This is a genomic window from Pseudomonas sp. MWU347 (genome assembly GCF_017947305.1).
GTDB classification, from domain to species: Bacteria; Pseudomonadota; Gammaproteobacteria; order Pseudomonadales; family Pseudomonadaceae; genus Aquipseudomonas; species Aquipseudomonas putida_A.
The window spans coordinates 72340-95523 of sequence record NZ_JAFGZB010000014.1 but is presented as its reverse complement, the minus strand read 5'-3'; the positions used below and the strand labels follow the sequence as shown (position 1 = coordinate 95523).

General features: G+C 56.3%; 25 protein-coding genes. 12 read left to right on the top strand and 13 right to left on the bottom strand.

What is annotated here, in order from left to right; all coding sequences use genetic code 11:
- Window positions 1-11: 11 nt before the first annotated feature.
- Window positions 12-1850 carry a long-chain-acyl-CoA synthetase gene (locus tag KCG87_RS25200; protein ID WP_210559089.1) on the bottom strand — a complete coding sequence of 613 codons (1839 nt, stop codon included), beginning with the start codon at window positions 1848-1850 and terminating at the stop codon, window positions 12-14.
- A 379-nt stretch (window positions 1851-2229) separates the two neighbouring features.
- Between KCG87_RS25200 and KCG87_RS27640 the strand changes: the two genes are divergently transcribed.
- Complete coding sequence (locus KCG87_RS27640) at window positions 2230-2508, top strand: DUF3509 domain-containing protein (RefSeq protein ID WP_027613327.1); 279 nt, start codon at window positions 2230-2232, stop codon at window positions 2506-2508.
- 192 nt (window positions 2509-2700) lie between these two features.
- Here KCG87_RS27640 and mtnC read toward each other — a convergent pair whose 3' ends face one another.
- From mtnC to aroC, 5 genes are all read right to left on the bottom strand, one after another.
- Window positions 2701-3384: an acireductone synthase gene (gene mtnC / locus KCG87_RS25190; protein WP_098967926.1), complete on the bottom strand. Its 684-nt coding sequence runs from the start codon at window positions 3382-3384 to the stop codon at window positions 2701-2703.
- 4 nt (window positions 3385-3388) lie between these two features.
- Window positions 3389-3934 (bottom strand): acireductone dioxygenase, encoded by a 546-nt coding sequence (locus KCG87_RS25185; RefSeq protein WP_027613329.1) that lies wholly within the window; start codon window positions 3932-3934, stop codon window positions 3389-3391.
- A gap of 92 nt (window positions 3935-4026) precedes the next feature.
- The gene (locus KCG87_RS25180; protein WP_123586173.1) at window positions 4027-4653 is read right to left on the bottom strand and encodes a methylthioribulose 1-phosphate dehydratase; all 627 of its coding nucleotides are present in this window, start codon (window positions 4651-4653) and stop codon (window positions 4027-4029) included.
- Window positions 4650-5795, bottom strand: a complete 1146-nt coding sequence (locus KCG87_RS25175; protein ID WP_210559088.1) for an MFS transporter — start codon at window positions 5793-5795, stop codon at window positions 4650-4652. Before KCG87_RS25175 ends, KCG87_RS25180 begins: the two co-directional genes overlap by 4 nt.
- Before the next feature lie 31 nt (window positions 5796-5826).
- A complete protein-coding gene (gene aroC / locus KCG87_RS25170) occupies window positions 5827-6918 on the bottom strand; it encodes a chorismate synthase (protein ID WP_210559087.1) in 1092 nt (363 codons plus the stop codon).
- A 130-nt stretch (window positions 6919-7048) separates the two neighbouring features.
- On the opposite strand from aroC, the gene KCG87_RS25165 reads away from it, so the two are divergent.
- The gene (locus KCG87_RS25165) at window positions 7049-8002 is read left to right on the top strand and encodes an alpha/beta fold hydrolase (RefSeq protein WP_210559086.1); all 954 of its coding nucleotides are present in this window, start codon (window positions 7049-7051) and stop codon (window positions 8000-8002) included.
- 99 nt (window positions 8003-8101) lie between these two features.
- Window positions 8102-8893, top strand: coding sequence for a hypothetical protein (locus KCG87_RS25160; RefSeq protein ID WP_210559085.1), 792 nt, complete (start codon window positions 8102-8104; stop codon window positions 8891-8893).
- A gap of 160 nt (window positions 8894-9053) precedes the next feature.
- Here KCG87_RS25160 and prmB read toward each other — a convergent pair whose 3' ends face one another.
- Entirely contained in the window at window positions 9054-9962 is a 909-nt protein-coding gene (gene prmB, locus KCG87_RS25155) for a 50S ribosomal protein L3 N(5)-glutamine methyltransferase (RefSeq protein ID WP_086794742.1), read from the bottom strand.
- A 238-nt stretch (window positions 9963-10200) separates the two neighbouring features.
- Here prmB and KCG87_RS25150 point away from each other — a divergent pair, with 238 nt between their 5' ends.
- The 9 genes from KCG87_RS25150 to KCG87_RS25110 all read left to right on the top strand — a co-directional run bounded on the left by KCG87_RS25150 (window position 10201) and on the right by KCG87_RS25110 (window position 18060).
- The gene (locus KCG87_RS25150; RefSeq protein ID WP_003223193.1) at window positions 10201-10791 is read left to right on the top strand and encodes a cysteine hydrolase family protein; all 591 of its coding nucleotides are present in this window, start codon (window positions 10201-10203) and stop codon (window positions 10789-10791) included.
- A 130-nt stretch (window positions 10792-10921) separates the two neighbouring features.
- Entirely contained in the window at window positions 10922-11242 is a 321-nt protein-coding gene (locus KCG87_RS25145) for a hypothetical protein (protein WP_098967923.1), read from the top strand.
- A gap of 73 nt (window positions 11243-11315) precedes the next feature.
- Window positions 11316-11873 (top strand): Smr/MutS family protein, encoded by a 558-nt coding sequence (locus KCG87_RS25140; protein ID WP_096797013.1) that lies wholly within the window; start codon window positions 11316-11318, stop codon window positions 11871-11873.
- A 588-nt stretch (window positions 11874-12461) separates the two neighbouring features.
- Window positions 12462-13037 (top strand): hypothetical protein, encoded by a 576-nt coding sequence (locus KCG87_RS25135; RefSeq protein ID WP_246881832.1) that lies wholly within the window; start codon window positions 12462-12464, stop codon window positions 13035-13037.
- Between the two features lie 153 nt (window positions 13038-13190).
- Window positions 13191-13508, top strand: coding sequence for a hypothetical protein (locus KCG87_RS25130; RefSeq protein ID WP_122595623.1), 318 nt, complete (start codon window positions 13191-13193; stop codon window positions 13506-13508).
- A gap of 289 nt (window positions 13509-13797) precedes the next feature.
- Window positions 13798-14013 (top strand): hypothetical protein, encoded by a 216-nt coding sequence (locus KCG87_RS25125; RefSeq protein ID WP_139055575.1) that lies wholly within the window; start codon window positions 13798-13800, stop codon window positions 14011-14013.
- A gap of 60 nt (window positions 14014-14073) precedes the next feature.
- Window positions 14074-15270 carry a hypothetical protein gene (locus KCG87_RS25120; RefSeq protein ID WP_139055576.1) on the top strand — a complete coding sequence of 399 codons (1197 nt, stop codon included), beginning with the start codon at window positions 14074-14076 and terminating at the stop codon, window positions 15268-15270.
- Window positions 15271-15692: 422 nt separating this feature from the next.
- Window positions 15693-16676 (top strand): DUF4238 domain-containing protein, encoded by a 984-nt coding sequence (locus tag KCG87_RS25115; RefSeq protein ID WP_210559084.1) that lies wholly within the window; start codon window positions 15693-15695, stop codon window positions 16674-16676.
- Between the two features lie 469 nt (window positions 16677-17145).
- Entirely contained in the window at window positions 17146-18060 is a 915-nt protein-coding gene (locus KCG87_RS25110) for a hypothetical protein (RefSeq protein WP_210559083.1), read from the top strand.
- 175 nt (window positions 18061-18235) lie between these two features.
- On the opposite strand, the gene umuC is transcribed toward KCG87_RS25110, so the two are convergent.
- The 6 genes from umuC to KCG87_RS25080 all read right to left on the bottom strand — a co-directional run bounded on the left by umuC (window position 18236) and on the right by KCG87_RS25080 (window position 23169).
- A complete protein-coding gene (gene umuC / locus KCG87_RS25105) occupies window positions 18236-19513 on the bottom strand; it encodes a translesion error-prone DNA polymerase V subunit UmuC (protein ID WP_139055581.1) in 1278 nt (425 codons plus the stop codon).
- Window positions 19506-19931, bottom strand: coding sequence for a S24 family peptidase (locus KCG87_RS25100; protein WP_139055582.1), 426 nt, complete (start codon window positions 19929-19931; stop codon window positions 19506-19508). The genes umuC and KCG87_RS25100 overlap by 8 nt, the downstream gene beginning before the upstream one ends.
- Before the next feature lie 124 nt (window positions 19932-20055).
- A complete protein-coding gene (locus tag KCG87_RS25095; protein ID WP_139055583.1) occupies window positions 20056-20850 on the bottom strand; it encodes a DNA adenine methylase in 795 nt (264 codons plus the stop codon).
- Between the two features lie 150 nt (window positions 20851-21000).
- On the bottom strand, window positions 21001-21543 hold the full coding sequence (locus tag KCG87_RS25090) for a lysis system i-spanin subunit Rz (protein ID WP_139055584.1): 543 nt from the start codon (window positions 21541-21543) through the stop codon (window positions 21001-21003).
- Complete coding sequence (locus tag KCG87_RS25085) at window positions 21525-22088, bottom strand: glycoside hydrolase family 19 protein (RefSeq protein WP_210559082.1); 564 nt, start codon at window positions 22086-22088, stop codon at window positions 21525-21527. Before KCG87_RS25085 ends, KCG87_RS25090 begins: the two co-directional genes overlap by 19 nt.
- A 37-nt stretch (window positions 22089-22125) precedes the next feature.
- The gene (locus tag KCG87_RS25080) at window positions 22126-23169 is read right to left on the bottom strand and encodes a contractile injection system protein, VgrG/Pvc8 family (protein WP_210559081.1); all 1044 of its coding nucleotides are present in this window, start codon (window positions 23167-23169) and stop codon (window positions 22126-22128) included.
- Between the last annotated feature and the right edge of the window lie 15 nt (window positions 23170-23184).

Genomic DNA, 23184 nt, shown 5'->3' with positions numbered 1-23184 from the left:
TATAGCCAATCTCAATAGCGATATTTGCCCTGATGAATATCGGCCAGAATTTCGTCCGTCACTTGCACGTAAGTCTGGGTGCCAGGCAGCCACGCGTAGATCGGGTCGTCGCCCGTCTGGCCGGGGTCGAAACCCTCGTTTTTCAGCCGGGTCTTCTGGTATTTGAAGGTCCCGGTGGTTTCCATTTTCACCTTCACCCGCAGGAACAGCGGCACCGCGTAGGCCGGCATGCGCTGGCGGGCGAATGCGAGCAATTCGGCGAAATCCAGGGTCGCCAGTGACTCGGCGGGCGTGATTGCGGCCATGCCGGCACGACCGTTGGTGTTGCTCACTTCGACGCCGTAGGCGACGGCCTCAGAGATATGCGGATGCTGCAGCAGCAGGTTTTCCACTTCAGTGGTCGAGACGTTTTCGCCCTTCCAGCGATAGGTGTCGCCGAGTCGATCGACGAACTGCGCGTGACCGAAGCCAATATTGCGCAGCAGGTCGCCGGTGTTGAAGAAGCGGTCGCCCTTGCTGAACACATCGTGCAACACCACCTTGGCGGTTTTCTGTGGGTCGGTGTAACCGTCCAGCGGGGCTTTTTCGTCGATCCGTGCCAGCAGCAAGCCCTGTTCGCCCTTGCCGACCTTGCGCATGAAGCCGTCGGCGCTGCGCAACGGCTGCCCGCTGTCGTGGTCGTACGCCACCAGCTCCCAGGCCATCAGCGAAAAACCGATGGTGTTGTCGAAGTTGAGAATGTTGCTGAAGCCGATATTGCCGTCGCTCGCCGCGTACAGCTCGCAGATGTGCTCGACGGCAAACCGGGTCTTGAACTCGGCCCAGGCGCCGGGACGCAAGCCGTTGCCGATCATCTTGCGCACCGCGTGACGGCTGTCATCGGCGCTGGGCGGTTGATCGACCAGATAACGGCACAATTCACCGACATAGCCGAGGGTGGTCGCGTTGTAGCGACGCACATCCGGCCAGAACTGGCTGGCGCTGAACTTGCGACGGATCGCGAACCCGGAAGCGCCATTGATCGCCGAGCCCCAGCACACACAAAGGCCGGTGGCGTGGTACAGCGGCAAGGTGCAATAGACGACATCGTCGGGCGTCATGTTCAGGGCGATCATGCCGAAGCTGGCCGAGCTGCGCATCCAGCGGCCGTGCTTGAACACCCCGGCCTTGGGCAGGCCGGTGGTGCCGGAGGTGTAGATGTAGAAGCACGGATCGTCGAAGAACACTTCGCCGCTGCTGGGCGGGTTTTCAGTGCAGGCGTCAGCACTGGCACTGATCAGATTGACGTAGCCCTCGGGCGCAATGCCTGGGTGGCTATAGGTGTCACGGTCGGCGATAAACCAGGTGCGCTGCGCCGGGATCGACACCTGCTCGCGGATCGCGGCAAACGCCGGCTGCAATTCCTCACCGAGGACAATCGCCACCGGCGCCACCAGATTTACGCTGTGAATCAGTGTGTCGCGGGTTTGCGAAGTATTGAGCAGCGCACTGACCGCGCCGAGTTTGGCCAGCGCCAGAATGGTCACCAGCAGCTCGGGACGATTTTCGATGAACACCGCGACCACGTCGCCCTTGCCGATGCCCTGCGCGCTCAGATAGTGGGCGATGCGGTTGGCCCACTGGTTGACCTGCGCATAGGTCAGCAAGACGTCGTCCTGCAAGATCGCCTGCCCCTCTGGATTGCGCAGCGTTGCTTGCTCGAAGGTCCAGCCGAGGCCACACGTTTGGGTCGGATCCGTGACGTTGGCGACTTTCATGCCCTTGACCACCCGCGGGATGGCTTTGGCGATCGTCGGCAGTTTGCGGAGCATCATGCTCCAGGTAATCGTGTCGCTCGACGCGTGACGCATGGCAGCTCCCCGGTCGGCCTGGTCGGCCGGTTTTTTTATTGTTCGGGCTGTGGGCATGACCTGCGTTGTCGGCAAGGTCGAGATCGAAAATACGTCAGCGCTTCTCGGCCTGTACACGCGGTTTTTGCAATGTTTTGTATCCGCCCTGTCACGCCTGGCGGCGGTGATTACGACTTTGCCGTTTGGTTCCGTTCAACTCATGAGAATCCCGCAAAATGCAGGATGCACGATGGCCATTCATGCAGATTGCACGACGAATGCAAATTTCACGATTTTTAACTTATTGATTTATAAGCATTTTTATTTTTTCGTGTGCTGGCACAATCGCTGCAACCTCCTCTGCATGCTTGCCATTCAAGTGCATACGGAGCTGAAAGACATGAGCCTGATCCAAGAAAAATTTACCTCGCTGTTCTCCAACTTCAACGTCACCACTGCGCCACGTCCCGATGGCGGGATTCTGCTGACGCTGCGCAGCAGTGAAGGCAAAGTATTCAAGCGCGCCCTGACGTATCAGCAAATGCACAACGCCGACCAACTGTCGTGGGCGATCAGCGCGATCCGTCGTGACCTGGCGGAAGAAGCCAGTGAGCTGCCGCAGATTGCGATGCTGCAAAGCCAGCAGCGTTTTGCCCTGCCGACGTATCACTCGCTGTAATTGATTCGAAGCTTTAAACAGCTTTAAACAAAAACAGGCCGGGCAGCTTTCACTGTCCGGCCTGTTTTTTTGGCTGATGCAAAACTCCGTGTGGGAGCGGGCTTGCTCGCGAAAGCGGTGTGTCAGTCAAAAATATTTGGCTGACACACCGCTTTCGCGAGCAAGCCCGCTCCCACATTGGATCGAGGGTGGTTAAAAGGCTTCGGGTTCGATGCCGGTGAAGCTGTCGACGGTGATATGGCTGCCCAGCTCCCCACCCTCGCGCGCCAGGCCGCAGGTCTGCAGGCCTGCCGATTGAGCGGCATCCAGCTCCTCAACGATGTCGGACAGGAACAGAATGTCTTGCGGCTCGACGCCAATCGCCTGTTGAATGTTGGTGTAAGACTGCGCCTCACGCTTGGGCCCCGACGTGGTATCGAAATACCCGCTGAACAGCGGTGTCAGATCTCCCGCCTCGGAGCAGCCGAAGATCAGCTTCTGCGCCTGGATCGAACCCGACGAATACACAAACAGTTGATAACCGGCCTGATGCCAGCGCTTGAGCGCTTCAACGGCATCCGGGTACACGTGGCCCTTCAACTGCCCGGCGTGATAACCCTGGGCCCAGACCATGCCTTGCAAGGCTTTGAGCGGCGTGGCTTTGCGATCTTCCTCGATCCAGCTCAAGAGAATTTCAACAACCCGTTCAACATCGGCCTGCGGTGCATTGCTGTCGCGACGCACGGCGTCGAGTTGCTCAGCCACATCGGCACGTTCGGCGTTCTGCCGAACAAAATCCGGCAGGTGTTTGGCCGCATACGGGAACAGCACATCAAAAACGAAACTCACCGCGCTGGTGGTGCCTTCAATGTCAGTGACAATGGCTTTGATCGACATCAGCTCAGTCCTCCAGACGTGGGAAGCGCCCGGCGATGTCTTCGCCGGTGAAATTCGCGACCCAGCCTTCCGGGTTGTTGAACAGACGAATCGCCACGAAGTGCGGGTGCTCGCCCATGTCGAACCAGTGCTTGGTACCGGCCGGCACCGAGATCAGGTCGTTCTTCTCGCACAACACCGCGTAGACATAATCATCGATGTGCAGGGTAAACAGGCCACGACCGGCAACGAAAAAGCGTACTTCGTCTTCGCCATGGCGGTGTTCTTCAAGGAACTTGGCGCGCAGTTCGGCTTTTTGCGGGTGGTCGCTGTTGAGGCTGATCACATCGACGGTGATGTAACCGCGCTCGGTCATCAGTTTGTCGATTTGCTCCTGATAGGCGCTGATCACTTCTTCCTGACTGGCGCCGGGCTGGATCTTCGCGGCGGCTTGCCAGCGGTCGAAGCGCACGCCCTGCTCGGCGAGCGTCGAGGCGATGTCTTCGAAATGGGTCAGCACCTTGTTCGGAATCTCGGGGCTGGATACGTGATAGACGGACAGGCTGCTCATGGGCAATTCCTCGGTATCGGCCTTGCCGTCCGGTTCTTGCAGACCGGTCGGGCAGTGCATTTCATCAGGCAAATGGGCGGCTTCGGGTGAAGTCAGCCTTGGCGGTTCATGACGCTGCGGGTTTTCAACTCGCATTCAAACAGAAATTCGAAGGCCTCGATCTGCCGCAGGGCATCGCTCATCTGCGCGCCCCAGGTGTAGAGGCCGTGGCCGCGAATCAGATAACCGACGCAATCGGGATGGGCGTCGAGCCAAGGCTGCACCTTGGCGGCAAGGCGCGCAATGTCCTGATCATTGTCGAAGATCGGCACGCGCACCCGCGATTCGTGGGTGGAGATGCCGCTGAAGGCTTTTTGCAGCTCGTAGTCTTCGAACTCGATGAAGTCTTGCGGCGTCAGGCGCGACAGCACTGTGGCGTTCACCGAATGGGTGTGCAGCACCGCGCCGATCTCCGGGCGCCAGCGATACAGCTGGGTGTGCAGCAGGGTTTCGGCCGAGGGCTTTTTGCCCGGTTCCAGGCTGTTGCCGGACAAATCCGTGGCGAGCACGTCGTCCAGGCCCAACTGGCCCTTGTGCTTGCCCGACACGGTCAGCAGCGCTTCGCTCGGCGACAGACGCGTCGAGTAATTGCTGCTGGTGGCCGGCGACCAGCCGCGACCATAAAGAAAACGCCCGGCGTCGACGATCTGCTGGGCGAGCTGTTCACGCGTAAGGCTCATGGCCTGTCCTCTTGCATACGTGTGGCAATGATAACGGCAGCAGCGAGCGCCGCGAGACTGGCAATACTAAAGGTCAATGTCGCACCGAGGGCATTCCAGCTGTAACCGGAATACAACGCGCCCAGCGCGCCACCGGTGCCGGCCAGCGCCGCGTACAGCGCCTGCCCCTGACCTTGCTGACGCGCACCGAAGCTACGTTGCACGAACGCGATGGCAGCCGCATGAAAGCTGCCGAAGGTCGCCGCGTGCAGCACCTGGGCCAACAACAGTACCCAGAGGAATTCGGCGAACGAACCTAGCAGCAACCAGCGCAGCGCCGCCAGCAGAAAACTCGCCATCAGCACCCGACGCAATGAAAAGCGCACGAGAATCCGGCTCATCGCCATGAACATCAGCACCTCGGCGACCACGCCCACGGCCCAGAGCATGCCGATTGTGCCGCGTGTGTAACCGAGGCGTTCAAGGTGCAAGGTCAGAAAGGTGTAATACGGGCCGTGGCTCATCTGCATCAGCGCGACACAGGCGTAAAACGCCAGCACACCGGGGCTGCGCAGCTGCTTGAGAAATCCCTCCCCGCTCGGCCGATTACCTTGCGGCGGCTGCGCGTTCGGCACCCACAGGCTGCTGAGGACGATGCCGGCCATGATCAGCACCAGCGCCGCCGGGTAGATGTCGAGGCTCAGCCATTCGAACAAACGGCCCAGCGCGACCACGGTGATGATGAAACCGATCGAGCCCCACAGGCGAATCTGGCTGTAGCGCGCGGTTTGCCCCTGCAAATGCGCGAGGGTGATGACTTCGAACTGCGGCAACACCGCATGCCAGAAGAACGCGTGCAACGCCATGACCATCGCCAGCCAGGCGTAGGTCTTGCTGACGAAAATCAGCGAGAACGTCAGCAGCGTACACACCGCACCGAAGCGCACGATGGCCAGGCGTTTGCCGGTGTAGTCGCCGAGCCAGCCCCAGATGTTCGGCGCCACACAGCGCATCAGCATCGGGATCGCCACCAGCTCGCCGATGCGCGCGGGGCTGAAGCCGAGGTGATCGAAGTACAGCGCCAGAAACGGCGCTGTCGAACCGAGCAAGGCGAAATAGAACAGATAGAAACTGGACAGCCGCCAGTACGGGAGCGCCGTCACGGTCAGACCGCGACGGCTTGGCGATCAACCATCAAAGCTGACCCAGCACCGGGGTGCTGACGCGCACGTCGGCGTTCTGCCCACGATGACGCAGCAGGTGATCCATCAGCACGATGGCCATCATCGCTTCGGCAATCGGCGTGGCGCGGATGCCGACGCACGGGTCGTGACGGCCCTTGGTGATCACGTCCACCGGGTTGCCGTGGATGTCGATCGAACGGCCCGGGGTGGTGATGCTCGACGTCGGCTTCAGTGCCAGATGCGCGACGATCGGCTGACCGGACGAGATGCCGCCGAGGATGCCGCCAGCATTGTTGCTGAGGAAACCTTGCGGGGTCAGTTCATCGCGATGCTCGGTGCCGCGCTGGGCGACGCAGGCGAAACCGGCGCCGATTTCCACGCCTTTCACCGCGTTGATGCTCATCAGCGCATGCGCCAGTTCAGCGTCGAGGCGGTCGAATATCGGCTCGCCGAGACCCGGCATCACGCCTTCGGCGACTACGGTGATCTTCGCCCCGACCGAGTCCTGATCGCGGCGCAACTGGTCCATGTAGGCTTCCAGCTCCGGAACCTTGTCCGGATCCGGGCTGAAGAAGGCGTTCTGTTCCACCGAATCCCAGGTCTTGAACGGGATTTCGATCGGGCCGAGCTGGCTCATGTAGCCGCGGATGACGATGCCCTGGCTGGCCAGATACTTTTTGGCAATCGCACCTGCCGCGACACGCATCGCGGTTTCCCGCGCCGAGCTGCGACCGCCACCACGGTAGTCGCGCTCGCCGTATTTGTGGTGGTAGGTGTAGTCGGCGTGCGCCGGGCGGAACAGATTCTTGATCGCCGAGTAGTCCTTGGACTTCTGGTCGGTGTTGCGGATCAGCAGGCCGATCGAGCAACCGGTGGTGCGGCCCTCGAACACGCCGGAAAGGATTTCGACTTCATCGGCTTCCTGACGCTGGGTGGTGTGGCGGCTGGTGCCTGGCTTGCGCCGATCGAGGTCGCGCTGCAGGTCTTCGAGGGAGATCTCCAGGCCCGGCGGGCAGCCGTCGACAATGGCGACCAACGCCGGACCATGGCTCTCGCCAGCGGTGGTGACAGTGAACAACTTGCCGTAGGTATTGCCGGACATGCAGGACGCTCCGTGAAATCAAACCCGAATTCGTGATGCGCGCCAGTATACGCAGGCTAACCGAGTAGTTCATCCTCGAACCTTAGCGGTGTTGGTGAGTCCAACCGGCACCTTGGCGAATGATGGCGTGATGATGCTGCGAGTTCTGATCTTGAGTCTTACCCTGTTTACCGGTTTTGCCCACGCGACTGTCCTGCAGCGCCCGATCTCTCTGGATACCGGGAGCGGTGAACTTTTCGGCTCGCTGTTGCTGCCAAAATCCGACAACCCAGTGCCGGTTGTCCTGATCCTTGCCGGCTCCGGTCCTACAGATCGTGACGGCAATAACCCCGATGGCGGGCGCAATGACAGCCTCAAGCGGCTGGCCTGGGTGCTGGCCAAACACAACATCGCCAGCGTGCGCTACGACAAGCGCGGGGTGGCTGCGAGCCGGCCGGCCACACCTGACGAGCGCAATCTGTCGGTGGAAGGCTACGTCGACGACGCCGTGGCGTGGAGCCAGAAGCTGAAAAGCGACCCGCGTTTCGGCCCGTTGATTCTGCTCGGTCACAGCGAAGGTGCACTGATTGCCACCCTCGCCGCTACGCGTGCCGACGCCGCTGCGCTGATTTCGCTGTCCGGCAGCGCCCGCCCGGTGGATCAGGTAATCCGCGAACAACTGGCCCGTAGCCTGCCGCCACCGTTGATGCTGCGCAGTAATGAACTGCTCGACAGCCTCAAGGCCGGTCACACCGATGACAACGTGCCGGCGCCACTGCAACCGATTTTCCGCCCGAGCGTGCAGCCGTACCTGATTTCGCTGTTTCGCCAGGACCCGGCCAAGGCTTTTGCGCAACTGAAGATGCCTACGCTGATCGTCCAGGGCAGCAACGACATGCAGGTCGGCGTGGGCGATGCGCAGGCGCTCAAAGCGGCCAAACCCGACGCCGAACTGGTGGTGATCGAAGGCATGAACCACGTCATGCGCATCGTCCCCGCCGATGTGAAGCGGCAATTGGCCTCGTACAAGGACCCCAATTTGCCACTGGCGGCGGAACTGGGCGGCAAACTCATCGAATTTATTGACGGCATTCGCAACCGTTAACCGTAGTTTGCCCTCCAGTCCTGCAAAAAACGGCCGATAAGCCTTTGTCGCCAGCGTATCGGCTGGCGACAAGCAGGGCTTGGACAGGATCTCGCCGTTATGACTGATACCCCGACTTCACCCGACACCACCGCTGACAAAGACGCACCGCCAGCGGTCGAGCTGCCATGGGCGGACGTCAGCGTCGAGCACCACAAGATGCTCCGCCTGGCGCCGTTGCAGACTGACCGTCACACCGGTGGCCGGCCGTTGCGCTTTGTCGAATTCGGCTATGCCGAGCGCAACAGCAAAGAACACAGCCTGATGCGCATGGCGATCAAACTGCCCGGTCAGCGCGTGCGCAAAGAGCAGAACCACCTCGACGTGTGGGTCGATCACACCAGCAAACGTGTGCACTTCGGCCCCGACAGCGGTTTGCAGATCGAACCGTTGAACCGTGGCATCGGCCGTTTCATGGCCGCGCAAGGCATCAACTGGGCGAAAAAACGCTGGCCCGCCTACACGGTCGACGGCATGGACCTGAACAACAAGGATGCACTGAACGAAGACACCCGTCTGCGTCGCGATCACTTCTTGCGTGTGCACGGTTTTGATGTGGTGTACGCCGATGCCCAGCATTTGAAGGGCAGCGTCAAAGAGGTGCAGGTCGGTGATCTGCTGGGCGACTGGAACAGCGAGAAGCTGCAGATCGTCGAGATTCTGGAGGCGGCGCAGATGCTGCAACAGGCCGAACAAAATCTGGCCGAGCAGGAAGTGAAGCTGAAGAAGCAGGAAGACAAGGTCAGCAAGTTCAAGCGTGAAGACGCTGGGTTGCGCTTTACCATTACCTGTCTGGTGGCGTTTGCGGTGTTTCAGGCGGGATTGTTGATCTGGATTGCTACGCACCGCTGAAATCAGCGTTGACCTGTGGCGAGGGAGCTTGCTCCCGCTCGACTGCGAAGCAGTCGTAAAACATGCACATGCGGTATGTCTGGTGCACCGTCATTGCATATTTTGGGTCTGCTTCGCAGACCAGCGGGAGCAAGCTCCCTCGCCACAAAAGTCAGTCAGGTCAGACGCGGGAAGCGAACAAGGCCTGATGATCGCGGCACTGCTCCGCCGTCAGCATGAACACACCATGCCCGCCGCGCTCGAATTCGAGCCAGGCAAAATCGACTTCCGGGTACAGCGCTTCGACGTGCACCTGGCTGTTGCCCACCTCAACGATCAATAGCCCCTTCTCGGTCAGGTGATCCGCCGCTTCGGCGAGCATCCGCCGTACCAGGTTCAGACCGTCATCTCCGCAGGCCAGGCCCAGCTCCGGTTCGTGCTGGTATTCGTCCGGCATGTCGGCGAAATCTTCGGCATCAACGTACGGCGGGTTCGACACGATCAGGTCGAAACGCTGCCCCGGCAGGCCATCGAAACCATCGCCCTGCACGGTGTACACACGCTCATCGACGCCATGGCGCTCGATGTTCTGGTTGGCCACTTCCAGCGCTTCGAACGACAGGTCCGCCAGCACCACTTCAGCGTTCTGGAACTCGTAGGCGCAGGCGATACCGATGCAGCCCGAGCCGGTGCACAGGTCGAGGATGCGTGCCGGCTCGTCGCCGATCCACGGTGCGAAGCGGTTTTCGATCAGCTCGCCAATCGGCGAACGCGGGATCAGCACGCGCTCATCGACGATGAACGACATGCCGCAGAACCATGCCTCACCCAACAGGTAAGCAGTCGGGATGCGCTCTTCGATGCGGCGCTTGAGCAGGCGTTGCAGGTTGACCAGCTCGTCGTCTTCCAGCGCACAGTCGAGGTAGCTGTCGGCGATCTCCCACGGCAGGTGCAAGGCACCGAGCACCAACTGCCGGGCTTCATCCCAGGCGTTGTCGGTGCCATGGCCGAAAAACAGATCCTCCCCATGGAAGCGGCTGACGGCCCAACGGATGTGGTCGCGCAGGGTACGAAGTCGGGAAGTGATCACGGGGCAGAACTCCAGAAAAAACGACTGGCGATTCTACCAGCCAAAACGCGTCACGACGACGCGGGAAACATTCGCGGCCGACAGTAGGACTTTTCTGTTTTTTGCATCAGCTATTGAACAGAACGTGTAACTTGACAAGGCTGCAGGCCAGTAACGACGCTGCCTACGATGGTAGCGGTTCACAGAACCGCTCAGCCAGAGGACAATGCCGCAAAAGCCCCACCCCAAGGAGCCCCGAATGTCCGTTCCAAAAACGATGTTTCAACTCAGCGGCCGCGGTTACGCAGCGGCCACACTGAGCCATGCCACCGTGGTCATCATCGATGCCCAGAAAGAGTACCTCAGTGGCCCGCTGGCCCTGAGCGGCATGGACGCGGCCGTCGCGAACATCAAACAACTGGTCGCCGCGGCCCGTGCAGCCGGTCGGCCGATCGTGCACGTGCGTCATCTCGGCACCGTCGGTGGCCTGTTCGACCCGCAGGGCGAACGCGGCGAATTCATCCCCGGCCTTGAGCCACAAGGTGACGAAACCATCATCGGCAAACTGCTGCCGAGCGCGTTCCACGGCACCGAACTGCTCGACCGTTTGCAGAATCTTGGCTCGCTGGACCTGATCGTCTGCGGTTTCATGAGCCACTCCAGCGTCAGCACCACCGTGCGCGCGGCGAAGAACCTGGGCTTCCGTTGCACCCTGGTCGAAGACGCCTGCGCTACCCGTGACCTGCCGTTCAAGGGCCGCGTGCTCAGCGCCGCCGTGGTGCAGGAAGCGGAAATGGCGATCATGGCCGACAACTTCGCCACCCTTGCCCTGACTCAAGATCTGATCTGATCTGCTCTGATGAGCGGCTCAGCACGCCGCTCATCCGCAAAAGCCTCGCATTTGCTTCAATTGCCTTAGCCTCAGGAACAACCCGGTCAACTCCCGGTCGAAGGGCCGATACCCATTGAGGAAGGTCGGAATGAAGTTATCCGATGGATTTGACGCACGCCGCTTGCGGCCCAAAGGCCAAAGTAACTGGCGTTTTCGATTCGGCGCATCGATCGCCGCCATTCTGGCGACGTTCGGTGTGCTGCTGGCGATGGCCGGTGCCGCCAGCCTGCTGGGGCGCCCGCCGGCGCTCGGCGACTTGAATGCCACGCCGACGGGTTCGGCGATCATTCTCGCGGTCGGCTTGTTGTTCCTGTATTTCGGCGTGGCCCTGTGGCGTCGATGCCGGCGGCGCGCCCGGCAATCGCGGGAGCTGAACATGTCCCCGCACCTGATGAAAAAACACGACTGACTCCACGGCTGGCTTTTTGCCGGGCCGTTTTGTTTCGACTTGGGTAAACTGGCCGCCCTTCGCGGAGGCTGACATGCAAGACGACGATTTTTCCCTGTTCAAAAGTGCGATCCAAGGCGTCAAGCCGATCAAGCACGACCGCGCCGACACCGGCAAACCCAAGGCTGACCGCGCGCAGATCGCCAAACTGCGCCAGTCCGCCACCGTGCGCACCGACACCACCACCGTGGATGGCCTGTCCGATCAGTTCGTGATCGACGTCGGCCCCGAAGACGAGTTGATGTGGGCCCGCGACGGGGTGCAGGAAAGCCAGATGCGCAAGCTCAAGATCGGCCAGATCCCGTTCGAAGGCAGCCTCGACCTGCACGGCATGAACGTCGAAAAAGCCCGCGAGACCCTCTGGGCGTTTCTCGCCGAAGCGACCAAATTCGAAATCCGCTGCGTGCGCGTCACCCACGGCAAGGCCGTGCGCCTGGACGGCAAGCGGCCGATGATCAAAAGCCACGTCAACACCTGGCTACGTCAGCATCCGCAAGTGCTCGGTTTCACCTCGTGCCAGGCGAAACACGGCGGTGCCGGTGCGGTGTACGTGATGCTCAAACGCACGATGATGGAAGGCCGCGACGAATAATCGCGTTACACCGAACTTGCAGGGTTGTGTCCGCCACCGTACCCTTGCCCTTTGCGAAAATCCCCACAGGTAGTTTCATGTCCCTGGAACAGAATTACACCGCGATGTGTCGAGGTGTTCGGTATGGTATCAGGGGTAATAAAATCAAAGGGTTAGCTCCGAGAGCAACCTGATGTTCCATACCAATACACGGTTACTGGTACGGAAATTGGTACGGGATCTGCGTCCACGAAACATCAAAAGAGCCCCCTCATCGTCAGTGACGATAAGGGGGCTTTTTCTTTATCGAAGACAGATCAGTGCACCTGGTAGAACGTCCGCTTTCGGCCAAAAGCAGACCTTCAAACAACAGAATTTGTGTATTCTTCTCACCAGTATTCCCCTGGGCGAGTGCAGCGAGGCTTGTTGCCACGTCACTGGACTTTCGCCATCTAGGAGTCCTTGGCAATTGTTCCGCACTACCCAGGGTTAGATATGCTAGCAGTGGCAATTAACGTATGGCGTTTGTCGGCCCGAGTCGCGACCTGGTAGTCGCCAATAATCCCTAAGACGCTTTAATAATTCATTCGAGCATTAAGAAATCAAAGCATGCAACAAATGAAACTCAGCACGCCTGAGGAAAAATCAAAAAAAATAGTTGTTACAGTGATAGCGTTTCTGCTCTTTGGCGCATGGTTTTATTATGCTGGCTGGGCTTCTAGCATTTCAGCGCGAACAGTTTTAATACCTGAAATCCCCGAGTGGACGACATACCTGTTGATCGGTTCCATTACTGGGCTTATCGCTGTAGCTCGCACACTATACCGGCGCCCTGGCGGCAAAATAGCAAAACGAACTTTAGACTCTTTCATTGGTTGGTTTTGCTTAGGATTTGGCTTATCTATCAATATTTATGCCACCGCCGCCTACCTTCTGCCTGGCGAGATTATTAGTTATGAGTCTTCATATGAAATAACCTACCCTGGGCCTTCCATTGGAAGATTTAGTCATTGCGAGGCAGGTCTGTGGATCGAGGATACAAGCACGCACCGCAGGATTGAGCTTTGCACGAATAAAATGGACTTAGAGGAAAATATAAAGCAGGGTATGAAGACCGTATGGGTGAGTGCCCGCGTAAACAAAATAGGTAGCTACATTGTCAGCTATACATTTATCTATAAGTAGACCCACTAGGCTCGACCTTTTTTTCGTGAACAAAAGATTAAGCGACAGCTATGGATCGGTTCGGGCCTGTCTCGACCACAATAAAACGGCAAAAAAGCAGATGCTTGATTATGAAACAGTTAAATCCAGAATATTTACTAAAAGAAAATGTACATGAAGAAGCTAAGTAATGATTTCAGTGGAGCACTCCGAACGTTTGCGTACTTCATGGCAAGTGGAAGCCACTACATGCTTGAAAACGTAGAGTACCTCGACATTTATGGCTCTGAGCCGAGTGCAATTGAGATGGTCTTCGCGATATTCGCGAACGTAATAGAGATGGACAGCGAAGGCAACGTGCTCAATTTCACCTACGCCCAAAGGAGAGCGACTGACTACTTAAGGTCGTACTGCGACCCATCTTTCAAAGTAACGCCGCCTCTTGAAGACTGGGAAACCGAGCTCTATCGGCCGCCCTCACTCGGACGCTAAGAAATGGCTTTAGCTCGCAGACACGGGGACCGGAAAGGGTCGAAAGATACAGCCGAATGGCTGCTTTTGGCCGAAAACGGACGTTCGCGAACAATTGCTCCTGGACGCACTTGGATGCACAGTCATTCCCATGATGGATTGGGCGTAGTCCCTCGTCTGAACCCCGGCCAGCCTGGCCATGCCCTCAAAAACACAATGCTTTGTAGCAATTTCTAAGCATCCAGCAACTACCGCCCACGAAGAGCATTACCGGTACTATGCTTTTCCTTTTACCAAAGGAGTCGATGCTGTGGCTGACGAATATTCGTTATCGGATGTGCTGGAAAGGATCTACCAGAATCAGCTAGGCCTGGAAGCAGCTCTGATGGAGCTGACGCTTCACGTTGAACAGCAAGGTTTCACCGAAGTCGGAGACAACGTCCGCGGGGCCTTGTGGGCGATTGGCGAAAACGCTGGATACATCAAGCAAGGACTAGCCAAGCTGAGGGGTAGGAGTGCGGGTTAGACTCATATCATTTCGGGACGTGTCCCTATGCCTACTTTCGACCATTAGTGGGGAAAATCAATGAAAGCTCTTTTCTTGGGGGCTGGTGCCTCATATGAATGTGGAATGCCCCTTGTTTGGGAGTTTACAAACGGCCTAAGAGCAAACGTTCTGAAAAGATTGGACTCTAGACTTTTTGACTTTCGAAAGGACCCAAGCTTTCGAGCTCGTTTTGAGGAAATCCTTGCTAATCCAGATCTACATTATGAGCAAATGATTGGTGTGCTGGAGAATCTCCAGCTTGAGCGTGGCGCGAGTTCAGATATCGCACGCACCACAGCGCTTCAACTTATCGACTGCGTGCAAATCCTTTTGCTGGAAGACCAACTACTCACAACAAACTTGCTTGCAGAGAAAACAAAAGACTACTCAGGCATAAAAGACCTGCTCAAAAAAAACCCATGCCTCCATGTTTTTTCGCTGAATCACGATATAAATTTTGAAGAGATTTGCAAATTTCATAACGTGGATTGTAAAGATGGATTCTTCGACCAAACCATTGAGCGCTACTCCAATATCGCAAAATTTAAGTCTCTAACAAAAGAACAACTGAACAATGGTGATTTAAATTTTTTCGGCCCCGAAGGAGTAGGCGTGAATCTCATTAAACTTCACGGCTCCCTTGATATATTTGCGGTCGAGGACAAAAATCTTTACCTCAAATGTGTACCGCCCCTGGACACGCCTATTGGGGGGCATGTCCAAGAGATCCGAAAAATTGAGAACCACAGCCTTGAGTTAAGTCAGCGATTGGGAATCAGAACCGTAGGTGAATTAGACGTTACTGACAAGGATGGCGAGATTCAATTCCTAAGACGCTCGTTGCTGTCTGGAGCACATAAATTCAAAGGCACGTTTGATCAAATTGCTCCCGTGGCTTTCTTCGAAGAATTTAAGAAAAGGATGGCTGCGATTACCGAGCTTGACGTGATTGGCTATGGCTTTGGAGATCTCCATATCAACGAGTTCATTCGGCAATGGCTAGGAACGCCTAACGTCTCTATGAACATATACGACCCCTATCGCAAATCTATTCCTCCCTTCTTAGATGGTGCAATGGGAGACATATGCGTTTTTAATTTTGGACTTACAGAATACTTCCAAAAACTGGAACCTTCTACCCCATGTTTTTTTTCGTATGCTCGTAAAAAATCATTTGAGCTCATTAGAGAAAACCTTCGGAAACGACGATTATCGCTCTGGCAAACTAAAAATTAGACTTCGGCTGTGGACTCCACGCTCAATCTCGAATATCGGTACAGCCTTAACTGATTCAGCGCCATTGGTTTCCCAGCCCGAAATGTAGCCGCTCACGAATGCCGGCTCATGACCGATAGCCGCCTTACTCAAACGGCAGCTCTGTCTATTACAGCGATTTAATCGTATTGGATAGAGATTCTAACCCATTCCAATATATTGGCAGACCGCTTCAGGCCCTAAATCTCGGGCATTCACGCTTGGTGCCTTGGTTCTCTGCGGCCCAAAGCGGCCTCGGACTTGCCCTAAATATGCCCTAAAAAGCAAGGTCTGCTTTCGGCCAAAAGCAGACGGTGACGCCGAGGTTTTCAATAGAAACTAGTGTAGGCTATAAAACAATGTCACTATGCCATTACTTGGCACTGGACACGGATAATTCTCTGATGCATCTTGAAGAAAAAATCAGGCAGCACTATGTGAGTCGGTTCTACCTTGACAATTGGACAACAGTGGAAGCCACTGAAAATATATCTATATGGTCACTAAATAAAATCACGGGAAATATTTTTAAAACTACTAACCTTTCTAATATCTCCCAGAAAAATCGATTTTATAAGGTGGTCATTGATGACATCGTCTGGGACATGCTGGAATATTTGCTCGCCCCGCTAGAGCACGAGCCTTTCGTGGCGAGGACTATGCGCACACTCAACTCACTACAATTGATAAACCAATATCGAAAAAACAAGCTAGAAAACCACGAAAAGCTGGTCGTAATAGAAACAAACCTCTTAGAAGATCTCTACGCAGACCTTGAAAGCTTGTTCAACCACACTCTAAAGAAAATTTCCGAAACCGGCAGCAAGAGCGAGCTATCGAAAGCTTTAGAAGAGGATGAAGAAAAACATTACAACAACCTTATACTTTTTTTTGCAACCCAACACTTCAGAACCATGCAGGCACGAAAAAAAATAAATGACATAACAAAAGACACGTATCTTCAACGTGGCCAAGATGAAGAACACAAACTCTCACCTCAACAAGTTGATGTTGTTACAAAAATCCACCTTTATGTTGAGTCGATTAGGTTTGCCGAAAATCTATCCCGATCAAAATTCAGAATCTCACTTGACTATAACGTTAGTAATATAGACTTAGTCACCAGTAGTTCACCAACATTAGGGTTTTCTGAGCCTCGGGCGCATCGCGATGACATCAGATCATTCAAAGGGCAAATAGCTCTCTCCCCAAAAATAAACATGCGTTTATACCTATCATCTGATGGTAGTGAACGAATAGAATTCGGTACTCTGGATAAGCAAAGGGTTCTCTCATTGAATAGGCTCCGTGTGAAAAGCTCAGACTTGGACGTCTATGCAACCAGCGAGCGGCAACTTCAAATCCTCCTGAAGCTTTTACCTTCATAGACCCCAGAGGAAAAAAGGGGGCTGATTTATTTTCTGAGCAATAGAAAAGAGGACTATCTATTCCCTGGCAACCTCTGCACGCGTAATGCACCCGCCGACCATTTTCAGCTATAAACGGGGGGCAGCTTAAGGCTCAGAAAATGGGGAAGGATTAATTGTCCGAAAAAATAAATCCGTCCCCTTTTTCGTCCTCGAAGGTATCGACCTGTTGGCGCTGATACGACTTGAACCAGGATGTTGATTTTTCCTGACCTATATGGGGCCTGTGAAACCCCACGTAAAGACGTCATCCGCTGAATATTTTGGTAGATCAATGAGTTTCGGCAGCCTGGGTCAGACGCGTCAGCTGCAACAGCCTATCGCCACTCGCGCGATTGGCTAAAATGACTTTCGGCAGAGCTGAGCGTAAGGGTCGAGTATTCTGCCTGCGGCACCTAATTTCTGTTGCTTCAGTTTTGGGAGGATGTCTGTGCTAAAGCGAACGGCGAACGTCAGTATGGTCCACCTAGCTGGTTTGGCAGGTTTGGAAAGTGGGATAAGAGATAGCTTCGGTATAGAGGCTGGCCAGTATCATGACAAGGTCGTATACCATGCTCTGATTCAGGCTGGCGTGCACTCCATCAGAAGCATAGATGGCGTGAGTTCAGATCTGCCGGGCTTGGTTGGTAAGGAGCGCATTACTGCTCATGACGGCACTGAGTATTACAATATGCTCCATACCATCCAAGAAATGCTACAAAAGCACGCTATTGGCGGGATCCGAGGAAAAGAGCAGAGTAAATATATCTCGTTAAGCCTTTTTCTTACGGACCTTATTTACGCGCTGAAAACTGATTCGGCGATGCTGGTTGTTCTGCCTATCCCTAAACTCGAAGACTACTATGGAATAATTTCGCCTCATATACTTTCAGTTGTTGGAAATCTGTTGCCCGGCGTCACCCCCATAGAAGTGCTAACACCTATTCCACAACTAAGCGTGAAGGCTAGCGAAGTGGGAATGTTTGAAGAACTTCTGGGAAGCCAAATTTTTTCTGCATATTCTAATGCGCATAGCAGTCTTGAGAATAATCGAGAGTCGGACGTGGCTGTATTGGATAACGTCTCGTTAAAAGCTAAATCCGTTTGGCAGCGCTTCTCTAACACCGTTGATCTTAAGAGTCTAACCCTTGCGCTGATGCCCATAACCAAAAATCTGGCAGATAAGGTGCTTACAGGTCTGCCGGGCACCATAACAGGTCTGCTGGCAGATGTTTTGACGAAAGCTGCTCAACAGGAAAAGCGAATAGTGATCTATGACTACCGCCGATCACATAAAGATCTGCTGGTCGCTCACTATTCAAGTATGTCCCGCTTGGGGATTCAAAACGGAAAGAGAAAAAATTAGCCCTCTCTGATTATAAGAGTTTGTCTTGATAAGGCGGGCAGGCGCAAACGATATACGCTTTGCTTGTACGTATAACAAACTGTGGCAGGTTTGCTCCGGGGCGGTTGCCACTCCTGGTGGCGACGCGTCAGTCATTTTCCCGAGGGGCCGCTATCGGCCGATAGCAGACTTCTCACTACTTACAGTTGATCGTCCACAATTGATCCAAGCGGGTCGTGTAGCTCTGGCTCATCATTTCACGCCGCATGGCCCACTCTGGGTTACTTGGGACGCTCGCCGCTCGCAGTGTCCCCCTTCCCCATCGTTCGTTGATCTGATCCAGTACGGCCATGACCTTGGTAGATTCGGTCGGTTGAGAAGCCGCAAACAGATCGTCCGTGTATTCACCTGGCTGACACAGGTTCATCAGCAAGACCTCCGCCTTGCTGTACTTGAAACCAGGGCGATAGATCCGACCCAGCGCATCAACTGCAGCCTTGGTTAGCAGCCTGACGTCATCCGTAGGGTAAGGCATGTCGATCACCACACCATTGGCGTACTTCGCCTCCTCCGGATTGAACATGCCGGTGCGGATGCTCACTCGCACTTTCTTGCACAGCGAGTTTTGCGCCCTGAGTTTTTCTGAAGCGCGCATCATGTAGGTGGCCACCGCTTCCTTGATCGGTGCCAGTTCCGTCAGGCGGGTGCCGAACATTCGACTGCAGCAGATCTCATGTTTCGGCGGATCGGGTTCGTCCAGCTCCAGACATGGGGTGCCGGCGAGTTCGCGCGCCGTCTTTTCGATCACCACACTGAAGTTTTTACGCAGTGTCCAAGGATCGGCTTTGGCCAGATCCATAGCACTTTTGATCCCCATGGTATCTAGGTGCACTTTCATGCGACGCCCAACACCCCACACCTCTGAAACGTCGGTGTTACGCAGCACCCAGTCACGCTTAATTGGGTCGCAAATATTGACGACCCCACCTGTCTGCGCCTGCAGGCGTTTGGCCGTATGGTTGGCCAATTTGGCCAGGGTCTTGGTCTGAGCGATACCAACGCCGACTGGAATGCCAGCACACCTCAGTACCTGACTCCGAATCTGTCGACCGAGGCCATCCAAATCGGTGATGCCGGTGAGATCGACGAAGGCTTCGTCGATGCTGTAGACCTCGACTGCGGGCACCATGGACTCGATCAGGGTCATGACGCGCTCACTCATGTCACCGTACAGCGCGTAGTTCGAGGAGAACGGGATGATGCCGTGCTGCTTTAGCTTGTGTTTGATCTGGAAATAAGGCTCGCCCATTTTCACATAACGCTTGGCGTCGTAGCTGCGGGCGATGACGCAGCCGTCGTTATTCGACAAGACAACGATGGGGACCTTGGCCAGGTCAGGACGAAACACTCGCTCACAGCTGGCGTAAAAGCTGTTGCAATCGATCAGGCCGAACACCGGCACCTGCTTAGACATGACTGCGCACACTACCGATAATCACGCCCCAGATCGCTAGCTCATCGCCTTCCAGCACATAGCGCGGCGGGTACTTGGGGTTTTCAGACAGCAGGATGACCTCTTTCCCCCGGATGCACAGCCGCTTGCAAAGCGGATCGTTGTTGAGCAGCGCAACAACAATATGCCCGTGCGCCGGCTCCAGTGAACGATCCACCACCGCTAAATCGCCGTCAAAGATCCCTGCCCCCTGCATGCTCTCTCCGGCAATTTTCACCAAGTAAACATGTGGGGCACGGATGTTGAGCACTTCGTCGAGCGAGATGTGGGTTTCGATGTGATCCGCTGCCGGCGAAGGAAAACCTGCCGGCACTCGAAAAAGGCAAAGAGGTAACTTCCGACCGGCCAGGGCAATAGGGCCTATGATTGAAAAGCTCATGACGCACGACTTCCGATACTGTACGAATGTACAGTTAACTTTCAGATCGGCATTCGGTCAATTTCTGTAGGAAATATCGGATAGACGGGAGGGTGGGAAGTAAAGAAATGATACCCGGCATCTGTCAGAACAACCCACCCAACGCTGCCGGTTCCCAGTTCATGATCACCAGCTCGCCACTGACTTCGGCCTTCCCCTGCCGCTGGTTGGTTGTGGTGTAGCGAATGTCCAAGGTCTCGAAGTGGAAGCCTTCAAACACGCGGCGGATGTCCGGATGATCGTTGATGCTGACCATCACCTTGCCTTTGCAGCGGCGCATGAAATCGGCCATCCGTTCGTAGTTCTCGAACGGAAAGTCCACGCCATAACCAGCGGTCTGCCAGTACGGCGGATCCATGTAGTGGAAGGTGTGGGCACGATCGTAGCGTTCGGCACATTCAAGCCAGGGAAGGTTTTCGACGTAGGTGCCGGACAGGCGCTGCCACGCGGCGGAGAGGTTCTCTTCGATGCGTAGCAGGTTGATGGCCGGTGCGGTGGTCGCCGTACCAAATGTCTGACCCGAGACCTTGCCGGCGAAGGCATGGTGCTGCAGGTAGAAGAATCGGGCGGCGCGCTGGATGTCGGTGAGAGTTTCGGGGCGGGTCATTTTCTGCCATTCGAACACCTGCCGCGAGCTGAGCGCCCATTTGAACTGGCGCACGAACTCTTCGAGGTGGTTCTGCACGACGCGGTAAAGCGTGACCAGGTCGCCGTTGATGTCGTTGAGGACTTCGACCGACGATGGCTGGGGCTTCATGAAGTACAGCGCGGCACCGCCGGCAAAGACTTCGACGTAGCATTCGTGTGGCGGAAAAAGCGGAATGAGGCGGTCGGCCAGGCGGCGTTTGCCGCCCATCCAAGGGATGATGGGTGTAGACATAAAAAGCAAGACCTTTACTGTATGGATAAACAGGTGCTAGGCTCGCCGCGCTTTGTGCACGGAGCAAGAGCCTTGGCTGGACTTGCAGGGACCATCTGCAGGGACGGCGGTCGATCCGGATGTTGTTGCATCCGGACCGGCCGCTCTTTTTCACTTCGGTGTTGAGACTTCTTTGGCGTATGCCTGACAGGCCGCGAGGGCAATCAACCCCCGGTCGCCGTCATCGGTGACGCCGATAATTCGTTGAGCATGCGCTGGGTCAAGTTCGGCTCTTGTGGGGCCATGAACCACGCCGCCGGTGGCGGTGGTGGCTGACACCGATCTGTTGCCGGCGTCGGAGGTGGCCTCGAGTAGGACTGACAGGCGCAGATCAGCAGTGGCAAGGCGGTCGCGCAGGCGACCTTGATCACGTTGGACATCGCTCAAGGCTCGATAATGGGTTTGTTCGCTGGCTGCCAGACGCTGCTCGAGCGCGAGACGCTTGTCCTGCTCGGCACGCTGTTGCGCGGCCGTGGCTTGGGCCATCTGATTGAGGGTTTCGGTGTGTAGTCGGGACTGCTCGCTGAGGCGACTACCGTAGCGCCAGTCCTGCACCTGCCAGGTAATGGCGGCGGAAGTACCGACCAAGGCGATCAGCAGCACCACCTTGCCCAGCAGCCGATAAGGAGCAGGTATCAGGTCGCCGAGACGCATAAAACCGCCCTCGCCCGCTCCCACAACTCCAGCCGATCCTGCAGGCCATTGAGGCCGCCGTTAATCCTGCGGGTGATCGTGTTGAATTCGTTTTGATCGGCCAGCGTGTTCAACCCATTCACCGACCAGAACCATGCGGCCGACTCGGCGGCCCACTGCGGCAGCTCCAGCAGCTCAGGGGTGCGCAGCAATCGCTCGTCACCAAACAGTGCCAGGCTGCAGCGCAGGTAGTTGTCGTGGCCGGTCACCTGAATCAGCCCACGACCGCGATAACGCTGGCCATCGCCGTCCGCTGCCGGGGTGTTGCCCAGTTTTGCGGCCAGGGCACCGGTGTCGTATTTGCTCAGGTATTGATCGCCGCCCAGCTCCCGGACGTACTGCAGCTGACCGGACTCGTGTCCGATTTGAGCAAGGAACGCGGCTTGGCGTTTCGGCGTGTTGATCTGTCGGTGTGCCATAGCGGCGTTGAGTGCAAATACAAAAACGCCCGCTTGGCGGCGGGCGTTGGGCATGATGGATTGCAGTTGCTGTTCGGTCAGTGACATCGATGTCTCCTTAATTTGTGTGGATGCGGCGCTATTGCTAGAGCTGAACGACCTTCAGATCCTTTGCCGCTTTTTTCTTCTTGCCCTTGGCTTTGGCTTTACCCTTCTTGCCGCCGTTGCACTCGATCGTCGTGCTCCAGCCGGACTGGGTGAACACTTGCTCCACCGAATCAACCAGGTACTCGCCATCGAGGCCGACCTTGAAACCTTGGGCATTGATCGAGCGTTCGGCGAACAGGTCGGTACGTCCGGGCATTTCCAGCCGGACACCGGCGGTGGAGCGGTTGAAGGCGGTGAGTCGAGCCTTAGCAGCGGCTTCGGCTGCAGACTTGTTCGGGTAGATGTGGCGGTCGGTATGCACGGGCGGTAACCCGTCAGGCGATTCGTCGTTGTCCAAGGTGACCACCGCGAGCTTTCCGGTTTTCTTGTCCTGGTGCTTGGTCGACACCGCCTTATGCGTGTTGCGATCACCGAGACGAAATTGAAAGCGGCTCACGTCGCGCCGTTGGAGCGGTACTACACCGAAGCTCTTACCCGAGGCGCTCTGCCCGGCCTGCCGCGGCATGACCAGCAGCTTGCCGTCGGCGACCTTGGCCGTGCAGTCGTACTGCTTGGCCAGACGCGTGATGAAATTGAAATCCGATTCGTTGAGTTGATCAGCGCGGGGCACCTTAGTCTGCACCGGGCAGACCGCCTGCCAGCCATTGCGTGACGCAACATCGGTGACGATCCGTGACAGTGGCACGTTCTCCCAGCTGCCGCTGCGGGTGCTCTTGCCGCTGCCGCGCATGTCGCTGGCCTTACCGGTGATCATCAATGTATCTGGTGGCCCGGACAGCTCGATCTCGTCGACGACATAGCGGCCGATACGGGTGAGCGACGTTTCGACGTAACCGAGGAAGATCTCGATGCTGGCCCCGCGTGGAGGCAACACCACAGCGCCGTCGCGGTCGTCGATGCGCAATTCGAACTCGTCGGATTCCATGCCAGGTTTGTCTGTGGTCTTGAGCTGCAGCAACCGATCATTGATCCGCTGGGTGATGTCGGCGCCGTCGGCCACGACGCGAAAGATTGGGGTCATCATTCCATCCAAAAG

Coding starts and splice junctions, on each gene's coding strand:
- KCG87_RS25130 (WP_122595623.1), top strand. CDS start 13,191: ATGAAGAAGCTAAGTAATGATTTCAGTGGAGCACTCCGAACGTTTGCG.
- umuC (WP_139055581.1), bottom strand. CDS start 19,513: ATGTCTAAGCAGGTGCCGGTGTTCGGCCTGATCGATTGCAACAGCTTT.
- KCG87_RS25115 (WP_210559084.1), top strand. CDS start 15,693: ATGCATCTTGAAGAAAAAATCAGGCAGCACTATGTGAGTCGGTTCTAC.
- KCG87_RS25200 (WP_210559089.1), bottom strand. CDS start 1,850: ATGCGTCACGCGTCGAGCGACACGATTACCTGGAGCATGATGCTCCGC.
- KCG87_RS25150 (WP_003223193.1), top strand. CDS start 10,201: ATGTCCGTTCCAAAAACGATGTTTCAACTCAGCGGCCGCGGTTACGCA.
- KCG87_RS25100 (WP_139055582.1), bottom strand. CDS start 19,931: ATGAGCTTTTCAATCATAGGCCCTATTGCCCTGGCCGGTCGGAAGTTA.
- KCG87_RS25165 (WP_210559086.1), top strand. CDS start 7,049: ATGATGCTGCGAGTTCTGATCTTGAGTCTTACCCTGTTTACCGGTTTT.
- mtnC (WP_098967926.1), bottom strand. CDS start 3,384: ATGTCGATCAAAGCCATTGTCACTGACATTGAAGGCACCACCAGCGCG.
- KCG87_RS25140 (WP_096797013.1), top strand. CDS start 11,316: ATGCAAGACGACGATTTTTCCCTGTTCAAAAGTGCGATCCAAGGCGTC.
- KCG87_RS25135 (WP_246881832.1), top strand. CDS start 12,462: ATGCAACAAATGAAACTCAGCACGCCTGAGGAAAAATCAAAAAAAATA.
- KCG87_RS25120 (WP_139055576.1), top strand. CDS start 14,074: ATGAAAGCTCTTTTCTTGGGGGCTGGTGCCTCATATGAATGTGGAATG.
- KCG87_RS25080 (WP_210559081.1), bottom strand. CDS start 23,169: ATGACCCCAATCTTTCGCGTCGTGGCCGACGGCGCCGACATCACCCAG.
- KCG87_RS25160 (WP_210559085.1), top strand. CDS start 8,102: ATGACTGATACCCCGACTTCACCCGACACCACCGCTGACAAAGACGCA.
- KCG87_RS25085 (WP_210559082.1), bottom strand. CDS start 22,088: ATGTCACTGACCGAACAGCAACTGCAATCCATCATGCCCAACGCCCGC.
- KCG87_RS25185 (WP_027613329.1), bottom strand. CDS start 3,934: ATGAGCAGCCTGTCCGTCTATCACGTATCCAGCCCCGAGATTCCGAAC.
- KCG87_RS25145 (WP_098967923.1), top strand. CDS start 10,922: ATGAAGTTATCCGATGGATTTGACGCACGCCGCTTGCGGCCCAAAGGC.
- KCG87_RS25090 (WP_139055584.1), bottom strand. CDS start 21,543: ATGCGTCTCGGCGACCTGATACCTGCTCCTTATCGGCTGCTGGGCAAG.
- KCG87_RS25180 (WP_123586173.1), bottom strand. CDS start 4,653: ATGAGCCTTACGCGTGAACAGCTCGCCCAGCAGATCGTCGACGCCGGG.
- KCG87_RS25095 (WP_139055583.1), bottom strand. CDS start 20,850: ATGTCTACACCCATCATCCCTTGGATGGGCGGCAAACGCCGCCTGGCC.
- aroC (WP_210559087.1), bottom strand. CDS start 6,918: ATGTCCGGCAATACCTACGGCAAGTTGTTCACTGTCACCACCGCTGGC.
- KCG87_RS27640 (WP_027613327.1), top strand. CDS start 2,230: ATGAGCCTGATCCAAGAAAAATTTACCTCGCTGTTCTCCAACTTCAAC.